Below are 18,918 nucleotides of genomic sequence, written 5' to 3'. Positions count from 1 at the left end.
CATGAACTGGCCGCAAATTACCTGGATTGCGTTGGTGTCGCTGGGGTTAGGTATGACCTTGATGAAACATGGCGAACCACGCACGGATAAACACAGCTTCTGGTGGGCGCTATTCGGCGCACTGGCTACGGCTTGGTTGCTCTGGTGCGGCGGTTTCTTCAGTCAGGCTCATGCCGCCCAACCGCCTGCCGCCGCCCAGCAATACCGTAGCGACCTTATCCGTAATGCCCGGCTGGACTGGGGATTGAATGCACCTGTGGCAGATTTCGCGGCGCAACTCCATCAGGAATCCGGCTGGAATCCACGGGCCGTTTCGCCCGTTGGCGCACAGGGATTAGCTCAGTTTATGCCCGCTACGGCGACGTGGATTAGCGACATCATGCCGGAACTAAAAGCCAATCAGCCGTTTAATCCAGCCTGGTCGATTCGGGCCTTAACTCAATATGACCGTTGGATTTGGCAACGCATTACGGCGGCTGACGACTGCCAGCGGATGGCGATGACGCTCTCCGGCTACAACGGCGGGCTGGGCTGGGTGCAACGCGATCAGCAACTGGCGGCGCAGCGTGGGTTAGACCGCCAGCGCTGGTTTGGGCATGTCGCTACCGTCAATGCCGGGCGTTCTGCGGCTAACTGGCGTGAGAACCGGTATTACCCGCAGCGCATCCTGCTGGCGTTAGCGCCGCGCTATCTGATATGGGGAGGCCGTAGCTGTGCTGAACAACCTACTTAAAACGCTGCCGTGGAAAACTTTGCTATGGGTTGCCGCCGTGCTCTGTGCGCTGTGGCTGATTTACCAGAACGGTTATGAGAATGGATTCGCCAGTGCGGAATCCGCTGGCAATGCCGCACTGGAGAAGCAGAAATCGGCATCCGATGCGACGCTGGCGCGTTTGCAGGCTGATATCGCACAGCAGCAACAGCAGCGTGCGGAACAGGCCAATGCCGCCTTACAGGCATGGCAGCAGCGCTATCAGCAGCTTGTCGCGTCCGCCCATGCTGCCGAGCAGCAATACCTCACTACCACGGTGTCATTGCGCCAACAAAACGAAAACCTGAAGCGGAGAATTGATGATGTCACCCAACGCTGGATTGATGAACGCGGTCAGAGCCGTCCTATTGAATGCGTGTTTACTGCTGGTTTCGTGCAGCAGTACAACGCCGCCTTTGGTGCCGGTACCGGAGCTGGCGCTGCCACCGCTGCCCGCGGGGCTGGCGATACGTCCGCAGCCGTTGCCTCCCTTGACGCCCGGTTACGCGATTCCGGCGTTACCCAACGCGACATCCTCGCCCACAGTGTCGACGCCGGAGAACGTTACCAGCAGCTTGCCGCGCAGGTAAATGACCTGTTGGATTACCTCGCTGCACTACAGAACAGGACGGAATAATGAAAATTGAAGTGGAGTTCTGGCAACTGGTGGGCCTGTTGCTGGGTTTTTTAGGATTCGTCTTTGCTGCCGGGAAAATTCTGCTGGCGCAGATAGAACAGCGTCTGAATGAACGTTTTGGCGCACTGGAGCAGGCCCGCTCTCAGAGCGAGAGAGGCTGGCAGCGGCTGGAGCGGGAGTTTCTTGAGTTTCGGGCTGACCTTCCGGTGACCTATGTCCGGCGCGAGGACTACATCCGTGGGCAGACAGTGATAGAGGCCAAGCTGGACGCGGTTTACAACAAGCTGGAACTGGTGCAACAGCACCGAATGAACGGAGGACAACATGGTTGATATCACCCGCGTGCGCCGTGAGGGACTGCGCTGGAGTCTGCTGGTCGCGCTCAATAAAACCCGCCCCTATACCGCCAGCGAGACGCTGCTGCTGGATATCGCACGGGCCATTTATCCAGACACCACGCCGCTGGAGCTGCGGCGCGAACTGGATTATCTGTCTGACCGCAAGATGGTCGATCTGACCAAGCGCCCCAGCGGTGACTGGTTTGCTGATTTAACGCGGCTGGGCGTTGATATCGTCGAGTACACCGTGGAGTGTGGCCCAGGGATCGCCCGACCTGAAAAATACTGGAGCGAATGATATGGCTCGTCGCAGCACTATCGACAAACTGCCGGACGATGCCCGCCGCTGGCTGGAGCGGGCGCTGACCGAATCCGGCTTCAGTGGGTATGCCGAGCTGGAAAGCCTGCTGCGTGAGCAGGGTTACATCATCAGTAAATCGGCGATCCACCGTTATGGCCAGAAGATTGAAAAGCGTTTCGGTGCCATTCGTGCCGCTACAGACGCCGCGCGGATGTTGACCGAAGGCGCAGCCGACGATCAGGATGCGCGTTCGGAGGCGGTCATCGCGCTGATCCAGACTGAACTGTTCGAGAGTATCGTCCAGTTGCAGGAAGCTGACGAAGGTGAAGTCGACCCGCAGGAACGCGTGGCGCTGCTGTCCAAAGTGGCCAAGAACGTTGCCACGCTGTCGCGGGCCAGCGTCAACCTGAAGAAGTTCCAGGCTGACGTCAGAACCAAAGCACAGCAAGCGGCAAGCAATGCCGAGAAGATCGCCCGCAAAGGTGGATTGTCAACTGATGCGGTACAGGCGCTGCGTCGGGAGATTCTGGGGATCGCGTCATGACAACGTCATCTGTAAATATTGCTCCAGTGTTGCCCGATACCTCGCAGATGGACGCACCTGTCGCACTTATGCCATACCAGCAACGCTGGGTTGCCGATACCTCACCGCTCAAGGTCATTGAGAAAAGCCGTCGTACCGGTATTACCTGGGCGGAAGCCTCCGATAATGTGCTGACTGCCGCCTCTTCAGCACCTGCAGGTGGAATGAACGTCTATTACATCGCCTACAACCAGGATATGACCGTCGAGTATATTCAGGCGTGCGCGATGTGGGCGCGAGTTTTCAACTACGCAGCCAGCGAGATTGAAGAAGGCTTCTGGCAGGAAGACGAAGACGACAAGCACATCAAAACCTACACCATCAAATTTCCCGACTCAGGCTTTCGTGTCGTAGCGTTGTCCAGCCGTCCATCTAACCTACGCGGCCGTCAGGGCATCATCGTGATTGATGAAGCCGCATTCCATGAGCAACTGGATGAACTGCTGAAGGCCGCACTGGCGATGCTGATTTGGGGCGGTAAGGTGCGCGTCATTTCCACCCATGACGGTGATGACAACCCCTTTAATACGTTGATCGGGGATATACGGGCTGAACGTCAAGGCGGCAGTGTCCAACGTATCACCTTTAAAGAGGCGGTGACGGAGGGCTTATTCAGCCGTGTATGCCTGCGTACCGGGCGTGAATGGTCTGCCGCAGCGGAAGCCGAGTGGATGGCCTCGGTATATAAATTCTATGGTGCGGGTGCATCCGAAGAGCTGGACTGCATCCCTGCTAATGGTGGCGGAGCCTGGCTGTCTCGCGCCCTGATCGAATCCCGAATGTCAGCTGATACCCCTGTTTTACGTCTGACCTGCCCGGAAGGCTATGAGCTGAAATCCGATGAAACCCGCTGGAGCGAAACACAGGACTGGCTGGACACCCATCTGAAACCGCTGTTGGATGCGCTACCGAGGGGGGCCCGCTCGTTTCTGGGGCGTGACTTTGGCCGCAGTGGTGACCTGTCGGTAGATTATCCCCTGTTACAGCTAAAGAATCTGGTACGTCAGGTGCCGTTCGTGCTGGAGCTGCGTAACGTGCCGTTCAAGCAGCAGGAGCAGATCACCTGGTATCTGATGGACGGCCTGCCGATGTTGTTGGGGGCGGCATTCGATGCGCGGGGCAACGGTGCCTATCTGGCGGAATACGCCATGCAGCGCTACGGTGCCAGCCGGGTGCAGCAGGTCATGCCCACGGAAGGCTGGTATCGGGACAATATGCCGCCTGTCAAAGCCGCGCTGGAAGACGGTAATCTTGTCGACCTGCCAAAGGACGAAGACACGCTGGATGATCTGCGTGCTATTCAGGTGGTGAATGGCGTCCCCCGCGTGCCGGAACAGCGTTCAAAAGCCAAATCAGACGGCGGTAAACGCCACGGTGACGCAGCCATTGCACTGGCGCTGGCCTATTACGCCAGCCGGGAAATCAACAAAGGGCCGGTGACGGCATCCTCTCGCAGACGCAGAACGTCTGCACGGTTACTGGAGAACTACTAATGGCACGCGGACTTTGGGTTTCTCCCACCGAATTTGTTTCCTTTTCCGAGCCTGCGAAATCACTCAGCGAACAGATCGCCTCACGTGACCGCAGCATGGATTTCTATGGGCTGGGGATGTATCTGCCGAACCCCGACCCGATCCTGAAAGCGCAGGGAAAGGATATCCGTATTTATCGTGAGCTGCGCACCGATCCGCTGGTCGGCGGTTGTATTCGTCGCCGCAAGGCCGCAGTGAAAGCGCTGGAGCGCGGCGTGGACAGAGGGAATGCCCCTGTCAGGGTATTCAGCTTTATCCGCGATATGCTGACGGACATGGATATGTCGCGCATTATCGGGGAAATGACCGACGCGGTGCTATACGGCTACCAGCCCTGTGAAGTGATGTGGCAACGCTCCGGGACAAGCTGGCATGTTGGCGACATCGTCGGTAAGCCCGCTGACTGGTTCCAGTTCGATACCGACAACCGGCTACGCTTCCGTGCCCGTGACAGCGGGTTTGAAGGCGAAGTTGTGCCGGACTACAAGTTCTTGGTGCCGCGTCAGGATGCGACCTATGACAACCCGTATGGTTTCCCCGACCTGTCGATGTGCTTCTGGCCCGTCACCTTTAAAAAAGGAGGGATGAAATTCTGGGTGCGGTTTGCCGAGAAATACGGTTCACCGTGGGTGATCGGCAAGCATCCTCGCGGCACGCCGCAGGGGGAAATCGACAACCTGCTGGATTCACTGGAATCGATGATCGAAGACGCCGTTGCCGCTATTCCTGATGATTCCTCCGTTGATATCAAAGAAGCGGCGGGCAAAGCCGACAGCAGTGAGATTTACCAGAATCTGATCGCTGTATCGCGTGGCGAAATTGCTATTGCGTTGCTGGGGCAGAACCAGACCACCGAAGCAACAGCGAACAAAGCCTCAGCACAGGCCGGACTGGAAGTCACCGACGATATCCGTGATGGTGATGCCGACATTGTGGAAGGGGCTATCAACCAGCTTATCCGCTGGGTGGTTGACCTTAATTTCGGCAGTAACGTTATCGCGCCAGTGTATAAGCTGTGGGAGCAGGAATCCGTCGATAAGATTAAGGCCGAGCGTGACGAACGACTCAGTAGCGCAGGCGTGGTCTTCACCCCGCAATACTGGAAGCGTGAGTACCAGTTGCAGGACGGCGATATCGACGAAACGCCCAAAGAGAAGATCCCAGGTCAATCACTGGCGTTTGCGGAAGCCGTCAATGCCGACGTCAACGCACAGGACGCGCTCGATGCGGCGCTGGATGTTGTGATGAACGGTGGACAGTTTGATGACACGTTAGAGCCGTTGCTGGCTCCGTTGTTTGAGCGCCTCCAGTCCGGCGTGCGCCCCGGCGATCTGCTGGGCGAACTGGCAGAGCTGTATCCGCAGATGAAGGCCGACGATTTGCAAGAGCGGTTGGCGCGGGTTCTGTTTGTCGCAAATATCTGGGGGCGTCTGCATGAGCGTAACCGCGACTGAACTGGCGTACTGCATGACGCTACCGCCTAAACGGGCTATCAGTTACCTACAGACGAAAGGCTATGCGATAAGCTGGGACTGGGAAGACGTTTGGCAGGAATCTCATGCCCGTGCGTTTACCGTCGCTAAAGTGACCCGGCTGGATATTCTTGAAGATATCCGCCGCGCCTTGCAGGAAGCACTGGATGACGGCAAGACTGACCGCTGGTTTCGTAAAGAACTGGAGCCGGTGCTACAGAAGAAAGGTTGGTGGGGGCTGCGTGATACAACCGACCCGGTGACCGGTGAACCCGTCACTATTCAGCAGGGTAGCCCGTGGCGGCTGGATACTATTTTCCGTACCAATATGTCGGTGCTCTACAGCGCTGGCCGCTGGGCTGAGCAGATGGAAAATGCCGATGATCGGCCCTACTGGATGTACAGCGCCATTCGTGACAAGCATACGCGGCAAAGCCATCTGTCGATGCACGGGCTGGTTTTTCGTTTCGACGATCCGTTCTGGCAGGCATTCTACCCGCCGAACGGCTGGCGCTGCCGCTGCAGTGTGATCGCCCTGAGTCAGAACGATATCGAACGGCGCGGGTTGAAGGTGGCCAACGCCATTAATGCGATGGGCTGGGAACTGAAGCTGGTCTCAGAGAAAACCGGCGAGATGCAACGCGTGGCCACGTTCAACACCGGCAGCACCAAAATCAGTACCGACATAGGATGGTCGTATGCGCCGGGCGCGGCGTATCGCCCGGATTTGGCTCGTTATCAGGGCAACCTCGCGTCCCTGGCTAAACAGGAGTTATCATCGTGAGCACTGTTACCATCACAATTAACGACAGCGATCTGCGGCGTGGGCTGCGGGCGCTGGAGAGCGCAGCGGCGGATATGACCCCGGCGATGCGCCAGATTGCTGGTACGCTGCATGCAGAAACCGATATCAATTTTGATGAGGGAGGACGTCCTGAATGGATGGTATCGCAGGCGGCAGAAGACCGGAGCGGCCAGACACTGCGCAATACGGGCAGATTGCAGGGTTCGGTGTCGACAGAATATGATGCCAGCCGTGCGATGGTTGGCACCAATACGGTCTATGCAGCCATTCATCAGTTCGGTGGTAAAACAGGCCGTAATAAATCGCTGGAGCTACCCGCCCGTCCGTATCTGCCCGTTGATGACAGTGGCAATCTGTCTCCAGATGCTGTCAATTCGGTGCTGGACACCATCCAACGCCATCTTGAATCTGCGGCTCAGCGTTGATTTCAGGCGGCACAGTTAAGCCAATGTGCCGCCTACCCAGAAAAATGGCGTAAATTCCTTTATAAAGGCTTTACAGCCGCACTCTTCCCGCCACGCCAAACCGGCTTTGCTCCCTGTTTTTCTTAATGGGGGTTAACAGCCAACTTTATTGCTTCCGTTGACACTGTCCTGAGTTTTCCAAACCGGGACAGCACTATGCCACTCCACATTTTTAAATCCGGCACCCATACCGATATGCACGGCACGAAACTGCCGTACACGCTTGCTGATTTGGCCGCGTGTGCAGCGGCGTATGACCCCGCAGTGCATGAGGCACCGATGGTGATCGGCCACCCGAAAGCGGATGCACCGGCCTATGGCTGGGTAGCCTCACTGTCAACCAACGGTGGCGATCTACTGGCTGAACCTACGCAGGTCGATCCGCAGTTCGCCGAACTGGTGGATGCGGGACGTTACAAGAAAATTTCCGCCTCGTTCTACCTGCCTGATTCGCCCAATAACCCGAAGCCCGGCACGCTCTATCTGCGCCACGTCGGGTTCCTCGGCGCACAGCCGCCGTCGATTAAGGGGCTGCGGCAGGTGGCTTTCAATGAACAGGAAGACGGTGTGGTCGAGTTCGCCGACTGGGGAATGATGACCAGCGCCAGCCTGTTTAGCCGCCTGCGTGAGTTCATCATCAGCAAATTTGGCATGGAAGAAGCCGACAGCGTCCTGCCGTCGTGGCAACTGGACACGCTGCGTGATGAAGCGATGCGAGAGGACAAAACCGTACAAGCCAACCCGGCATTTAATGAACCCATTCCCGTTAACCCAACATCCCCCCATGAGGACACCACTGTGACCAAAGAAGAAATTGAGGCTCTGCAGGCTGAAAATGCCCGCCTGAAGGCAGATGCTGCCACCCGACTGGCTGCTGATACGAAGCTGAGACAGGAAACGGTGCATGCCGGCAACGTCGCCTTTGCAGAGAAACTGGTGACGGAAGGCCGTTTGGTGCCAGCGGCAAAAGCCGTTGTCGTCGCGCTACTGGATGAAGTGTCTAAAGGCGACAAGCCCGTTGAGTTCGCCGAAGGGGAAGTGAAAAAGCCGCTGGCCAGCGCGTTTAAAGAACTGTTAGGCGGTACTGGTCCCGTGCTGAATTTCAGTGAGCACGCCACCAAAGACCGCGTCAACGTCGATCTCTCCACGACGTCGGCGGAATTTGCTGAAGCCGATCCTGAGCGCCTGGCTCTGCACCAAAAAGCTACGGCGCTGGCGAAGAAAGAAGGGATTAGCTACGACGCTGCCGTCGCACGTTGCCTGTAACCGCCGCAATCCGTAACCGTAAGAAAAGGAAACATCATGTCTGATTATTTAAGAGGTAAACGCGTCGTTGACCCGGTGCTGACCAGTGTGGCACGAGGTTACAGAAATGCCGCGTTTATCGGTGAAAACATCTTCCCCCTCGTTCAGGTGGAAAAAGAAGGCATCGTGGTGCCGCTGTTCGGTAAAGGTGCATTCGTTGAATATGACACCGAGCGTGCCGTCGGTGCAGAAAGTAATGTTCTGCTACGTGAGAAGTCCAGTTCAATGGACTTGGTGCTCAACGAGCATGATTTAGCTGCACCAGTCGACTACCGCGAACAGGCCGAGTCGTTGTTCAACGAAGAAGCGAAAGCTATTCGCCGTGCGACTAACGGCGTCAATCTGAAGCGCGAACTGTATGCCGCCCGGTTGGCACAAGACCCGAAGGTCTACCTAGCTAACTCTAAAAAAGCACTGGCTGCTGCAGAACGCTGGGCAAACGGCAAAGGTGAACCGGTCACATTGATTGAAGCGGGGATCGAAGCGGTTCGTAATGCAACTGGCTTACGCCCGAACCTGATGACGATGGGGGCCAGTGTGATGTCGGCATTGCGCTATCACCCCGCTATTCAGGCACAGATTGGTGCCAATGAACGCAAGCGCATCACAGTAGAAATCCTGCAGGATATTTTCCAAATTCCCAAAGTGGTCATCGGTGAGCCAGTGTCCAGCCAGGACGCGAAGAAAACCCCTATCGATGTCTGGGCTGACAACCTGATGCTGCATTACGTTTCACCGCCGCAGCCGGATACGGAAAGCGCGGACGAAAATGAGCCGTCATTCGGTTATACGTTCCGTCGCAAAGGGATGCCTGTTGCTGACAAATATCCGGGCGTGGGTGGAAAAGTCTCCTACGCGCGTTTCACCGATATCTACAAAGTCGCAGTGGTTGGCGGCGATGCCGGGTATCTCATCACCAATATCCTGAAATAACGGAGGCATTATGGGAGCCACTCAACAGGTCATTCTGACCACCACGGTGCTGGCCACCGCTGCCCTGGCACAGCAGCGTTTTGTCGGTGCAGACAACGCTCCGTGTCAGGCGGGTGCTGCCGCATTGGGCGTTGCCGAAGTGGATGGCGCGGCAGGTGATGCCGTGCCGGTTAATGTACTCGGTATCGTTGCCGTGGAGGTCGGGGCCGCTATCGAGCGCGGTAAATCTGTCCAGTCTGACGAGACTGCCCGTGCCGTTCTGCTGACGGAAGCGGGCGTATCAAATGGCATCGCACTGGATGCGGCCCTCGCCGAAGGCGACGTCATCCGAATCCTGCGCGGAGTATAACCATGTACTGCACGTTGGCGGATTTACTCGAACAGGTGCCGGAGTCCACGCTGATCCAGTTGACCAATGAAACGGTGGGATTCGATGCGCCACCTCCGGTTAACACCACGGTAGTGGACAGTTGCATTCGCTATGCCGATGAGCTGATCGACGCCCATCTGCGCGGGCGTTACACCTTGCCGCTGACAGAAATCCCCACCGTGCTACGCGACATTGCGGTCACGCTGACTCGCTACCGGTTATATGCCCGTCGCCCGGAAGGGACGATGCCGGATACGGTAAAAGACGACAACAAAGTGGCAACGCGTCAGTTGGTGGACATTCGTGATGCGAAGCTGACGCTGGCCTTACCGTCAACCAGTAAGGATGTACCAGAGTCCGGCGAGTTTCGGGTGCGGGCGCGTCGGCCAACCTTTGGCGGCAACAATGGCATGCTGGAGAAATACTGATGGACGTCAATCCGGTTATCGAGGCAGTGGTTGCCCGTCTGAAGGAAAAACTGCCCCAGCTACAGATTGAGTATTTCCCGGAGAAGCCCGCCGACTTTCGCCTCAATCATCCGGTTGGGGCAGTACTGGTGAGCTACGCCGGTTCCCGCTTTGGCAAGCCGGAGGATATCGGCGCGGTGATGCAGTCCCACACGATCACCCTGAACACGACCGTCGTTTTCCGTCAGTTAAACGGGCGAAATGGTGCGGTAGCGGTGCTGGATGTCGTTCGTCGGGTGTTGTGCGGCTACAAACCGCCGAACTGCCGCCGCAAAATCTGGCTGGTGCGCGATGTGTTTCTGGGCAATGTCGGCGGGCTGTGGCAGTACGCGCTGGATTTCTCCACCGAATCCATCCAGTTGGAAGACACCGATTTACCCGATGGGCCGTTACTGTCCCTGGTCAATTATGAGGAAAGTGAATCATGAAATACCGTTATACCGGCCCATCCAGTGGCGTCACGCTAGCTGACGGCACCGAGGTGCTGCTGTGGCCAGACAGTGTCGTTGACCTGCCAGAGGCGCACGACTACGTGAAAACGCTGGTTGCGTTGCAACATTTACACGCCGAGCCGGATGTCTCCACCGCATCCGCCTCCCGCCGTAAAAATGTCAGTGAAGAGAAATTGGAGGTGATCAGTGGCAGCTAACTATTTACATGGCGTCGAAACCACTGAGGTAGAAAACGGCGCACGTCCAGTGAAAACCGTGAAGTCCGCCGTTATCGGTCTGATCGGCACTGCCCCCACGGGAGCAGTTAATACCGTTACGCTATGTCTGTCAGAGAAAGATGCGGCACAGTTCGGTAGCCAATACAGCGGTTTCACCATTCCGCAGGCGCTGGATGCGATTTACGATCACGGCGCGGGAACGGTGCTGGTGATTAATGTGCTCGACCCGGATGTGCATAAAACCCACGTTGATAATGCCAGTGTGACGTTTGCCGCCGCGACAGGAAAAGCGCAACTGGCGCAGCGTGCAGTGGCTAAACTGGTGTTGCGTCAGTCGCTGGAAACCACGCCCTATATTGACGGAACTGATTACCAGCTTGATGCGCAAACCGGTGTAGTTACCCGGCTGAACAGCAACATCCCGACCGATGACGCGGTGCTGGCCAGCTACGATTATGCCGACCCGACGAAAGTGACGGCGGCAGAGATTATCGGTGCCGTCAACGCAGCGGGAAATCGTACCGGCATGAAGCTGCTGCACGATACCTATAACCAGTTCGGCTTCTTTGCCAAAATCCTTATTGCGCCGGTGTTCTGTACCCAGAACAGCGTCAGCGTGGAACTGATCGCGCTGGCTGACAAACTGGACGCCATCACCTATATCGATGCGCCGATTGGCACCACCTTTGCGCAGGTGCTGGCAGGTCGTGGGCCAACTGGCAGCATCAATTTCAATACCAGTTCAGACCGCGTGCGGCTGTGCTATCCGCATGTCAAAGTCTATGACGCACAAACCAACAGCGAACGGCTGGAGCCGCTGTCACAGCGTGCGGCGGGGTTGCGTGCCAAAGTCGATTTAGAGCGAGGTTTCTGGTGGTCGTCTTCCAATCAGGAACTGCTGGGCATCACCGGAGTGGAGCGTCAACTATCGGCGATGATCGACGACCCGAACAGTGAAGTGAACCTGTTGAACGAACAAGGCATTACCACCGTGTTCAACAGCTACGGCTCCGGGTTGCGTCTGTGGGGCAATCGCTGCGCGGCGTGGCCAACTGTTACCCATATGCGTAACTTTGAGAACGTGCGCCGCACCGGTGATGTAATCAATGAGTCCATCCGCTATTTCAGCCAGCAATACATCGATATGCCGATAACCCAGGCACTGATCGACGCGTTGACCGAATCGGTGAACGGCTATGGCCGCAAGCTGATTGGTGACGGTGCGCTGCTGGGCTTCAAATGCTGGTATGACCCGGCACGTAATGAAGAAACGGAGCTGGCAGCGGGCCACCTGTTGCTGAGCTACAAATACACGCCGCCACCGCCGTTAGAGCGGTTGACGTTCGAGACGGAGATCACCTCCGAATATCTGGTCACGTTGGAGGGCAATAGCTGATGGCTGGGAAAATTGAAGTAAACCGCATCACCAACGCCAATATCTATCTGGATGGGGTGAACCTGCTGGGGCGGGCTGAAGAAGTAAAGTTGCCGGACGTCAGCATGGTGATGCAAGAGCATAAGGCACTGGGGATGGTGGGCAAGGTTGAATTGCCTGCCGGGTTCGACAAACTGGAAGGCGAGATCAAGTGGAACTCGTTCTATCGTGACGCCATGCTCGGTGCGGCGAACCCGTATAAAACGCTGGCGTTGCAATGCCGCTCCAGCGTCGAGCGCTATAGCTCCCAAGGGCGTATCGATGAAATCCCGCTGGTGACGTACATGACCATCATGTTCAAGAAGAACCCTCTGGGTACGTTCAAGCAGCATGAGAACGCTGAGTTCTCCAGTAGCTTCACTTGTTCCTATCTGAAACAGGTACTGGACGGCGAAGAGCTGCTGGAGCTGGATTATCTGGCCAATATCTTCCGCGTCGGTGGCATCGACCAGCTGACGGACTATCGCATGAATATCGGGGGTTAAGAAAAATAGCATGAGTGAGAAAATCGTATTACGTGCAGATCAGATTAAGGCGCTGGCTGAGTTTGCAGAGTCGGAAGGCCAGTATGCTTATACCATCACCCACGGCACTATTCCCGCTTTTGAAGCCGATGATGGCTCGATGGTGCCGGAGTATAGCGGGCTGATTGCCTATTCCGAATCCGAGCAGCATGGCGTGCTGCAACTGGACTAAGCAACCGCTGTATTTTCTCTACAAAGGAGGGATTGGTTCCCTCCTTTTTTCGTTAACTGCCATTAATATTGATTTTCCCCACCTCGCACCATACTGCCCCTGAACGCTAATTCGCATTAATTTCGTCAGGAGCATAACTATGTCTGAAACCTTTTCGTTATCGATCCCTTACTCCACCGCTGGCGGCGTCAAACTGGAGTCCCTGTCCCTGCGGCGTCTGCAGGTCAAAGACCTGAAAGCCGTGCGCAAAATCAGTGATAAAGCTGAAGATTGGGATGACTTGCTGATTGCCCGTGCCAGTGGCCTGCCACCTGAAGATCTGGATGGGATGGATTTAGCTGACTATCTGGCGCTGCAAAAACGATTTCAGCACCTTACAGGGGTGGTTGCATCATCCGAAGACGCTGATTCAGGCGCAGGCGCTGTTGGCGAGGTGGTTTAGGTTTCAGCCGAGTGAGCTGAACGAGCTGGATCTGGATGAGTTTGAGAGCTGGCTGGAAACAGCCAGCGAACAGATTAAACGTGAGAACGGCGATAGCGACTAATCAGGGCACCGACGCCCGCAAATATCGCGGCCAGCAAATAGACGGCGGGTTGCAGGAGAAACGCGGCTAATGCCATTGCAAGCGATAATAATGCCGCACCGCCGCCAATCATTAGCACCCAGACAAACGGCTCACTGCTGCTGTTAACGGTATAGATAACCAGTTTTGCCAGCAGATAAATATATATCCCGCCAAATACCGTTATCAGCAGTCCTTTACATAACATCAGCGCATTTTCCATATCCGTATCCCTGTTTCGCATTGTTAAAAGGAATCATAAATCGTGGCCACAGAATTTTCCATAGGCGTGATTATTGGCGGAGCCATATCCGGCGCGTTTCGCAGTGCGGTAACGGGAACCCGCCGCACGCTGGATTCAATTGGTGAGACCACGCGCCGGCTGCAGGAGCGCCAAAATGCGCTTACGCGGGCCACAGAACGTTATGGTCAGCTCGGTTCACGCGCCAGTCAGCGGCTGAACAGCGACCTGCAACGTGTCGGGCGGACAATGGAGCAGCTACAGCGCCAGCAGAACCGACTTGCTGCAGCAGCGGCAACCAGCGATGCGGCACGGGCAAACCGAATGGCGCTCTATGCCAAAGGTGCCGAGACCTATGCCGTGGCCAGAACGGTAGCGTCACCGATTGTCAGTTCGGTAAAGCAATACGCCAGCTTTGAATCGGGGCTACGGGATATTGCTGTGACGGGCGATCTGGATAAGACGCAGGAGCAGGCTATTGGGACAGCGATTCGACAAGCAGCATTGAAGGTCAACCAGACACAGGAAGCGTTACTGGGCGGCGTTGGGCAACTGGTTGCGGATGGGATGAACCCTGTGGAAGCGGCAAGATTTGCCAGCATGCTGGGTAAAACCGCAACTGCGACTAAAGGGGATATGACTGAACTGGCAAAAATGACCTACGCATTCAGCTCCGCATTGCAAATTACCGATCCCAAAGAGATGGAAGAGGCATTCGCGATTGCTGCAACAGGCGCAAAGCTGGGTTCATTTGAATTAAAAGACATGGCAAAAACCTTGCCGGGACTCGCAAAATCTTTTGCGGCCAAAGGGATCGTCGGTAAAGACGCCATTACCCAGATTGTCGCCAGTCTTGAGGTGGCGAAAGGCTCTGGCTCTGCTGAAGAAGCTGTCACCAATATGACCAACTGGCTGGCTGCAATGAACCGTAGCGACACCATTCAGAAGTATGAAAAAGCGGGAATCAACTATAAAGCCTCCATGCAGGATTATGTTGCAAAGGGATTTTCGCAATATGAAGCCTCGCTCATGATTGCCAATCGCTTTATTGATGGCAAGGGTAAAGCATTCGCCGATCAATGGCAGAAAGCAGGTGCAAAGGGTGATAAAGAGACTCAGCAAAAATTATTTGAATCGTTCGGGTTGGCAGAAATTTTTACTGATATTCAGACTGCGCAGCATTTGATTTCAATGCGCCAGGACTGGGGGAAATATCAGTCAAATAAAACAGAAATGAATAGCCCTGAATCTCAACAAACGCTGGATAAAGACGCCGCCAAGCAGAACGATACGTTAGAGGCACGTTGGCGACAAATCCAAATCCGTATGAATGAAGCAGCTATCGGCATTGGCGAGTCATTAAAACCAGCGCTAATCTCACTGGGCGAAACCATCATCCCGCTTATCGATCAGGCGGGAAAATGGATCGCCGCCAACCCTGAAATTGTGAAAGGCGTGGTGATGGCCGCCGCGGGACTGCTGGCCTTTAAAGCGGCGGCTATCGGCACCAAACTGGGCTTAAACCTTTTGCTGTCCCCCGTTGTTGACCTCTGGAAAGGCGCGGTACTGCTGCGCTCCAAATGGCTATTGCTCCGTGCATCATTCGGTGCCGGTGGGCGTGCGCGGCAGTGGCTAGGGATGTTTACCCGACTTGGCCGTGGTGCTCTATCGCTGGGACGAATTCTCGGCGGCGGCTTAATGCGCGGTATTACGTTAGTGGGTCGTGCCGTGATGATTATGGGCCGCGCATTATTGATGAACCCTATAGGGCTATTGGTGACGGGGATCGCCGTCGCGGCCTATTTGGTTTATCGCTACTGGGAGCCTATCAGTAATTGGTTCCGGGCACGCTGGAATGATATTACAACCGCATTTAGCGGTGGCATTGGCGGCGTAACAAAATTGATTCTGAATTGGTCGCCCATCGGTATTTTTTACACCGTATTTGCCGAGGTGATGAAATATTTCGGCATCGATATGCCAAGCAAGTTTACCGACTTTGGCGCAAATATTATCAGTGGCCTGGTGAACGGTATTAGGAATACATGGGAAGGCGCAAAAAAGGTTGTCGGTGAATTAGGCGATAATATTAAGGGTTGGTTTGCCGAGAAATTAGGTATTCATTCCCCCAGCCGGGTATTTGCGTCATTCGGCGATAATATATCGCAGGGGGCTGCGATAGGAATTAGCCGCACTACACCGCTGGCCGCAAAAGCCGGGCAACGGTTAGCCGGTGCGTTGACGCCAGACGTTCCTGCTATCCCTATTCCGTTATTGAATGCTGATGGCTCGGTTCGCCGCAGTTCAGCCAATAGCGCTCCCCCCAATGGAGCCAGCAACGGTATCCATGTCACGTTCTCACCCAATATCTATCTCAATGGGCAGAAAACGCCAGCCACACCGGAAATCACCAACGCCCTGAATCTGTCCCTGCACGAACTGGAGAAGATGATGGAGCGCATTGTGGCGCAACAACAACGCCGGGGGTATGCCTGATGTTTGCGGTATTGGGTGATATTGAGTTTGAGTTGATTACCTACTGGGACGGTTTTGAATCGACGTTCGGCGTCGATTATGCCGAACACAGCCGTATTGAGGGGAAGCCAGGGCTGCAGTTCGTCGGCGAACAGCTCGATGAGTTTCGCATTAGCCTGGTGTTCCACAGCCTGTATTGCACCCCGGATAACGAGCTGTCGCGGTTACGTCAGGCGATGCGGTCACATCAGGCGCTGGCGTTGGTATTCGGCAATGGCGATTATCGTGGCTGGTTCGTGATTACGGCGGTGACGGCCAGCAGCCAGCAGACCGATTCGTCCGGTAACGTGATGGCCATGACGGCGGAAGTGACGTTGCGCGAGTACATCGGCGACCCGAAAAGCCCGCTCAAACCGCCCGCGATTAATAGTGCCATTCCGGGGACGGGCGTTGTCACCAGCGCCGTCACCAAACCTAGCGGTATGGCGCAATCGGTGCGCGATGCCGTGAGCTATGCAAAGAAAGCGCAATCTGCCCTCACCACCGCAGCCAGTACGGTACGGGCGGTGCAGAAGATGGCGACCAATCCGACGGTTGCACTAACCCGCATTCCCGGTTTGATGTCACAGATAGGCGGCGTGACTGCACCGCTAATGTCATCTATTCCTGCGCTAAATGCCGTCAAAGATACCTTTCCTGATGCAGTGCGGTTAGCCCGTGATACCAGTCAGGCCGCAACGTTTGTGGCATCGGCGCGACAATCGCTTGCGGGCGTTGACAGCCGCAATCTGGCCGCTGCATTGAATACCGTTTCCGGGCAGTTTGATGCCGCTGGCGTGCTGTTGAAAAATAATTCTCCGGCACTCAGTAAAATGACATCGACCATTGTGGCGAGGAAAGCATGAGGTACATCGAACATGTGACAAAAATGGGTGACCGTTGGGATTCGCTGTCACACCATTATTATGGCGACCCGTTGGGCTATGACCGGATCATCATGGCAAACCCGCATGTGGCTGTTACGCCATCATTACCGTCCGGCATCGTTCTCTTGATCCCAATGATTGAACAGGATGAAGTCGAAAATGACGAGGAGGTTGCACCGTGGCTACGTTAACTCAACAAACAGTACCGCCTCCGGGAACCTCCGAAGTCCTGCAGCCGGTATTTACTCTGTGGTATCTGAAAAAAGATATCACAAACGATATTGCGCTTTACGTCACCCGCGTCAGCTATACCGACAATATCAAATCGGAGTCAGACACAATTGAAGTCACACTGGATGACACCGATGGTCGCTGGCTGGATAAGTGGTATCCGGGTAAAGGCGATACGCTGACGCTGAAGCTCGGTTACAGTGGTGAGAAGCTGCTGTCCTGCGGCACGTTTTCTATTGATGAGATCGACGTCAGTGCGCCGCCGTCAACGGTATCCATTCGCGGCGTGGCCACGTCGGTCAATACTGCGCTGCGCACCAAATCGAGCCGTGGTTTTGAAAATACCACACTGGCCGCTATCGCGGGACGTATTGCCAAAAAGCACAGCCTGAAACTGGTCGGCGGTATTGAGTCAATAAAGGTCGATCGCGTCACGCAGTATGCGGAAACCGATGTCGGCTTCCTGAAGCGACTGGCCAGCGAGTATGGCTATGCCGTTAAGGTTGTCAGCGACCAATTGATATTTTCCCATCTGGCCACCTTGCGACAGCTCGATCCCGTTAAGCAGTTATCGCCCGCCGACGTTGCCCGCTATTCTCTGCGTGACACCATCAATCAGATCTATAAATCGGCAAAGCTGAAGCACCAAAAGGCCAGTGACAAGAAACTGGTGACGTACCATTCCGATGGGAGTGCGACGACAGCTACGGTAAAAGAGAGTGGCAAAACCACCAGTGCGGATACGCTCAAGGTCACCAGCCGCTCAGCGAACAAAGACAGTGCGCAGCTCAAAGCCGACGCCGCGCTGGATTCACATAACGAATATCAGCAGACCGGTTCACTGACGGTGATGGGAACGCCGCAACTCACAGCCGGCAACAAAATAGCGCTGGTAAAATTTGGTCAGTTATCCGGGCAGTGGCTTATTACCAGCGCCCGACATTCGTTTGATCGCAGCAGCGGTTACGTGACCGAACTGGAGGTTGCGCGTGGCCCAGTGACCAACGGCAAGAAAAAGAAGAAAACGCAGACGCTGACGGTTTACAAAGCGGATGGCACGACCACGACGACAACGACCGTGAAGGAAAAGAAAAAATGAGCGTATCACGACAGGTGGGCACCGTCAGCGCCGTTGACCCGCAGAGCGTTCGCGCCCGCGTTCGTCTGCCTGAATGCGATAATATGCGCACCAACTGGCTTGATGTCCTGCAACACAATACCCAGAACAATAAGGACTACTGGTTGCCCGATGTCGGTGAACAAGTTGTCGTGCTGTTGGATGAAAATGGCGAGGACGGCGTTATCCTGGGCGCGGTCTATTCCAGCATCGATAAACCGCCGGTCAATAACCCAGACGCTCGCGGTGTGACCTATTCCGACAGCGCCGCGTTTTACTACGACCGTAAGGCGCATACTTTAATCATCAATGGCGGCATTGAGCATATTGTGATCGCTTGCGGTACGCACGTAACAGTGACAACACCAAAAGTCACCATTGATGCACCAGATACAGAAGTCACGGGCAATCTATTAGTAAAAGGTAAGCTGACCTATCAGGGCGGCATGGCGGGTTCTGGCGGGGGGGGCGCAGCGGCAACTATTCAAGGCCATGTCAGCGTTCAGGGGGATATTGATGCCACCGGCACAGTGATGGATGCCGGTGGTAATTCAAATCACCATTCTCACTAGAGTTCATCCAGCCTTTCTAAATCACGTTAATAAC

25 protein-coding genes are annotated in these 18,918 nt (G+C 55.5%); 24 read left to right on the top strand and 1 reads right to left on the bottom strand.

What is annotated here, in order from left to right; all coding sequences use genetic code 11:
* Position 1: 1 nt before the first annotated feature.
* From O1Q74_RS11580 to O1Q74_RS11490, 19 genes are all read left to right on the top strand, one after another.
* Positions 2-733: a transglycosylase SLT domain-containing protein gene (locus tag O1Q74_RS11580; protein ID WP_271873278.1), complete on the top strand. Its 732-nt coding sequence runs from the start codon at positions 2-4 to the stop codon at positions 731-733.
* The gene (locus O1Q74_RS11575; protein WP_271873276.1) at positions 714-1,388 is read left to right on the top strand and encodes a hypothetical protein; all 675 of its coding nucleotides are present in this window, start codon (positions 714-716) and stop codon (positions 1,386-1,388) included. The genes O1Q74_RS11580 and O1Q74_RS11575 overlap by 20 nt, the downstream gene beginning before the upstream one ends.
* Entirely contained in the window at positions 1,388-1,720 is a 333-nt protein-coding gene (locus O1Q74_RS11570; protein WP_271873274.1) for a hypothetical protein, read from the top strand. Before O1Q74_RS11575 ends, O1Q74_RS11570 begins: the two co-directional genes overlap by 1 nt.
* Positions 1,713-2,024, top strand: coding sequence for a hypothetical protein (locus O1Q74_RS11565; RefSeq protein WP_011095217.1), 312 nt, complete (start codon positions 1,713-1,715; stop codon positions 2,022-2,024). Before O1Q74_RS11570 ends, O1Q74_RS11565 begins: the two co-directional genes overlap by 8 nt.
* A gap of 1 nt (position 2,025) precedes the next feature.
* Positions 2,026-2,571, top strand: a complete 546-nt coding sequence (locus O1Q74_RS11560) for a DUF3486 family protein (RefSeq protein WP_271873271.1) — start codon at positions 2,026-2,028, stop codon at positions 2,569-2,571.
* Positions 2,568-4,103: a hypothetical protein gene (locus O1Q74_RS11555; RefSeq protein WP_271873269.1), complete on the top strand. Its 1,536-nt coding sequence runs from the start codon at positions 2,568-2,570 to the stop codon at positions 4,101-4,103. Before O1Q74_RS11560 ends, O1Q74_RS11555 begins: the two co-directional genes overlap by 4 nt.
* A complete protein-coding gene (locus O1Q74_RS11550; protein ID WP_271873267.1) occupies positions 4,103-5,596 on the top strand; it encodes a DUF935 domain-containing protein in 1,494 nt (497 codons plus the stop codon). The genes O1Q74_RS11555 and O1Q74_RS11550 overlap by 1 nt, the downstream gene beginning before the upstream one ends.
* Positions 5,577-6,398, top strand: a complete 822-nt coding sequence (locus O1Q74_RS11545) for a phage head morphogenesis protein (protein WP_271873265.1) — start codon at positions 5,577-5,579, stop codon at positions 6,396-6,398. The genes O1Q74_RS11550 and O1Q74_RS11545 overlap by 20 nt, the downstream gene beginning before the upstream one ends.
* Entirely contained in the window at positions 6,395-6,844 is a 450-nt protein-coding gene (locus O1Q74_RS11540) for a phage virion morphogenesis protein (protein ID WP_271873263.1), read from the top strand. Before O1Q74_RS11545 ends, O1Q74_RS11540 begins: the two co-directional genes overlap by 4 nt.
* Before the next feature lie 195 nt (positions 6,845-7,039).
* On the top strand, positions 7,040-8,149 hold the full coding sequence (locus O1Q74_RS11535) for a peptidase (RefSeq protein WP_271873261.1): 1,110 nt from the start codon (positions 7,040-7,042) through the stop codon (positions 8,147-8,149).
* Between the two features lie 36 nt (positions 8,150-8,185).
* Positions 8,186-9,121, top strand: coding sequence for a hypothetical protein (locus O1Q74_RS11530; RefSeq protein ID WP_271873259.1), 936 nt, complete (start codon positions 8,186-8,188; stop codon positions 9,119-9,121).
* Positions 9,122-9,131: 10 nt separating this feature from the next.
* A complete protein-coding gene (locus O1Q74_RS11525) occupies positions 9,132-9,470 on the top strand; it encodes a DUF2190 family protein (protein ID WP_271873257.1) in 339 nt (112 codons plus the stop codon).
* A gap of 2 nt (positions 9,471-9,472) precedes the next feature.
* The gene (locus O1Q74_RS11520) at positions 9,473-9,919 is read left to right on the top strand and encodes a gp436 family protein (RefSeq protein WP_271873255.1); all 447 of its coding nucleotides are present in this window, start codon (positions 9,473-9,475) and stop codon (positions 9,917-9,919) included.
* Positions 9,919-10,386 (top strand): Gp37 family protein, encoded by a 468-nt coding sequence (locus O1Q74_RS11515; RefSeq protein WP_271873253.1) that lies wholly within the window; start codon positions 9,919-9,921, stop codon positions 10,384-10,386. The genes O1Q74_RS11520 and O1Q74_RS11515 overlap by 1 nt, the downstream gene beginning before the upstream one ends.
* Positions 10,380-10,607, top strand: coding sequence for a hypothetical protein (locus O1Q74_RS11510; RefSeq protein WP_271878887.1), 228 nt, complete (start codon positions 10,380-10,382; stop codon positions 10,605-10,607). Before O1Q74_RS11515 ends, O1Q74_RS11510 begins: the two co-directional genes overlap by 7 nt.
* The gene (locus O1Q74_RS11505) at positions 10,597-12,024 is read left to right on the top strand and encodes a phage tail sheath subtilisin-like domain-containing protein (protein ID WP_271873251.1); all 1,428 of its coding nucleotides are present in this window, start codon (positions 10,597-10,599) and stop codon (positions 12,022-12,024) included. Before O1Q74_RS11510 ends, O1Q74_RS11505 begins: the two co-directional genes overlap by 11 nt.
* On the top strand, positions 12,024-12,548 hold the full coding sequence (locus tag O1Q74_RS11500; protein ID WP_011095230.1) for a phage major tail tube protein: 525 nt from the start codon (positions 12,024-12,026) through the stop codon (positions 12,546-12,548). Before O1Q74_RS11505 ends, O1Q74_RS11500 begins: the two co-directional genes overlap by 1 nt.
* Positions 12,549-12,558: 10 nt before the next feature.
* Complete coding sequence (locus O1Q74_RS11495; RefSeq protein ID WP_240583918.1) at positions 12,559-12,759, top strand: hypothetical protein; 201 nt, start codon at positions 12,559-12,561, stop codon at positions 12,757-12,759.
* Between the two features lie 139 nt (positions 12,760-12,898).
* Complete coding sequence (locus tag O1Q74_RS11490) at positions 12,899-13,201, top strand: phage tail assembly protein (RefSeq protein WP_271873242.1); 303 nt, start codon at positions 12,899-12,901, stop codon at positions 13,199-13,201.
* Positions 13,202-13,275: 74 nt separating this feature from the next.
* Here O1Q74_RS11490 and O1Q74_RS11485 read toward each other — a convergent pair whose 3' ends face one another.
* Complete coding sequence (locus O1Q74_RS11485; protein ID WP_249686586.1) at positions 13,276-13,545, bottom strand: hypothetical protein; 270 nt, start codon at positions 13,543-13,545, stop codon at positions 13,276-13,278.
* 42 nt (positions 13,546-13,587) lie between these two features.
* Here O1Q74_RS11485 and O1Q74_RS11480 point away from each other — a divergent pair, with 42 nt between their 5' ends.
* Genes O1Q74_RS11480 through O1Q74_RS11460 form a run of 5 tightly spaced genes read left to right on the top strand, consistent with a single transcriptional unit; the run spans position 13,588 to position 18,884 of the window.
* Positions 13,588-16,059 carry a phage tail tape measure protein gene (locus O1Q74_RS11480; protein ID WP_271873239.1) on the top strand — a complete coding sequence of 824 codons (2,472 nt, stop codon included), beginning with the start codon at positions 13,588-13,590 and terminating at the stop codon, positions 16,057-16,059.
* A complete protein-coding gene (locus O1Q74_RS11475; protein ID WP_271873237.1) occupies positions 16,059-16,943 on the top strand; it encodes a phage tail protein in 885 nt (294 codons plus the stop codon). Before O1Q74_RS11480 ends, O1Q74_RS11475 begins: the two co-directional genes overlap by 1 nt.
* Positions 16,940-17,155, top strand: coding sequence for a tail protein X (locus O1Q74_RS11470; RefSeq protein ID WP_271873235.1), 216 nt, complete (start codon positions 16,940-16,942; stop codon positions 17,153-17,155). The genes O1Q74_RS11475 and O1Q74_RS11470 overlap by 4 nt, the downstream gene beginning before the upstream one ends.
* Positions 17,143-18,294, top strand: a complete 1,152-nt coding sequence (locus O1Q74_RS11465) for a phage late control D family protein (RefSeq protein WP_271873233.1) — start codon at positions 17,143-17,145, stop codon at positions 18,292-18,294. The genes O1Q74_RS11470 and O1Q74_RS11465 overlap by 13 nt, the downstream gene beginning before the upstream one ends.
* Positions 18,291-18,884 (top strand): phage baseplate assembly protein V, encoded by a 594-nt coding sequence (locus O1Q74_RS11460; RefSeq protein WP_271873231.1) that lies wholly within the window; start codon positions 18,291-18,293, stop codon positions 18,882-18,884. Before O1Q74_RS11465 ends, O1Q74_RS11460 begins: the two co-directional genes overlap by 4 nt.
* Positions 18,885-18,918: the final 34 nt, after the last annotated feature.

Source organism: Pectobacterium sp. A5351 (assembly GCF_028335745.1).
Classification (GTDB): Bacteria; Pseudomonadota; Gammaproteobacteria; order Enterobacterales; family Enterobacteriaceae; genus Pectobacterium.
Note: the sequence above shows the minus strand (reverse complement) of the source record. Positions and strands in the feature narration are given on the sequence as shown.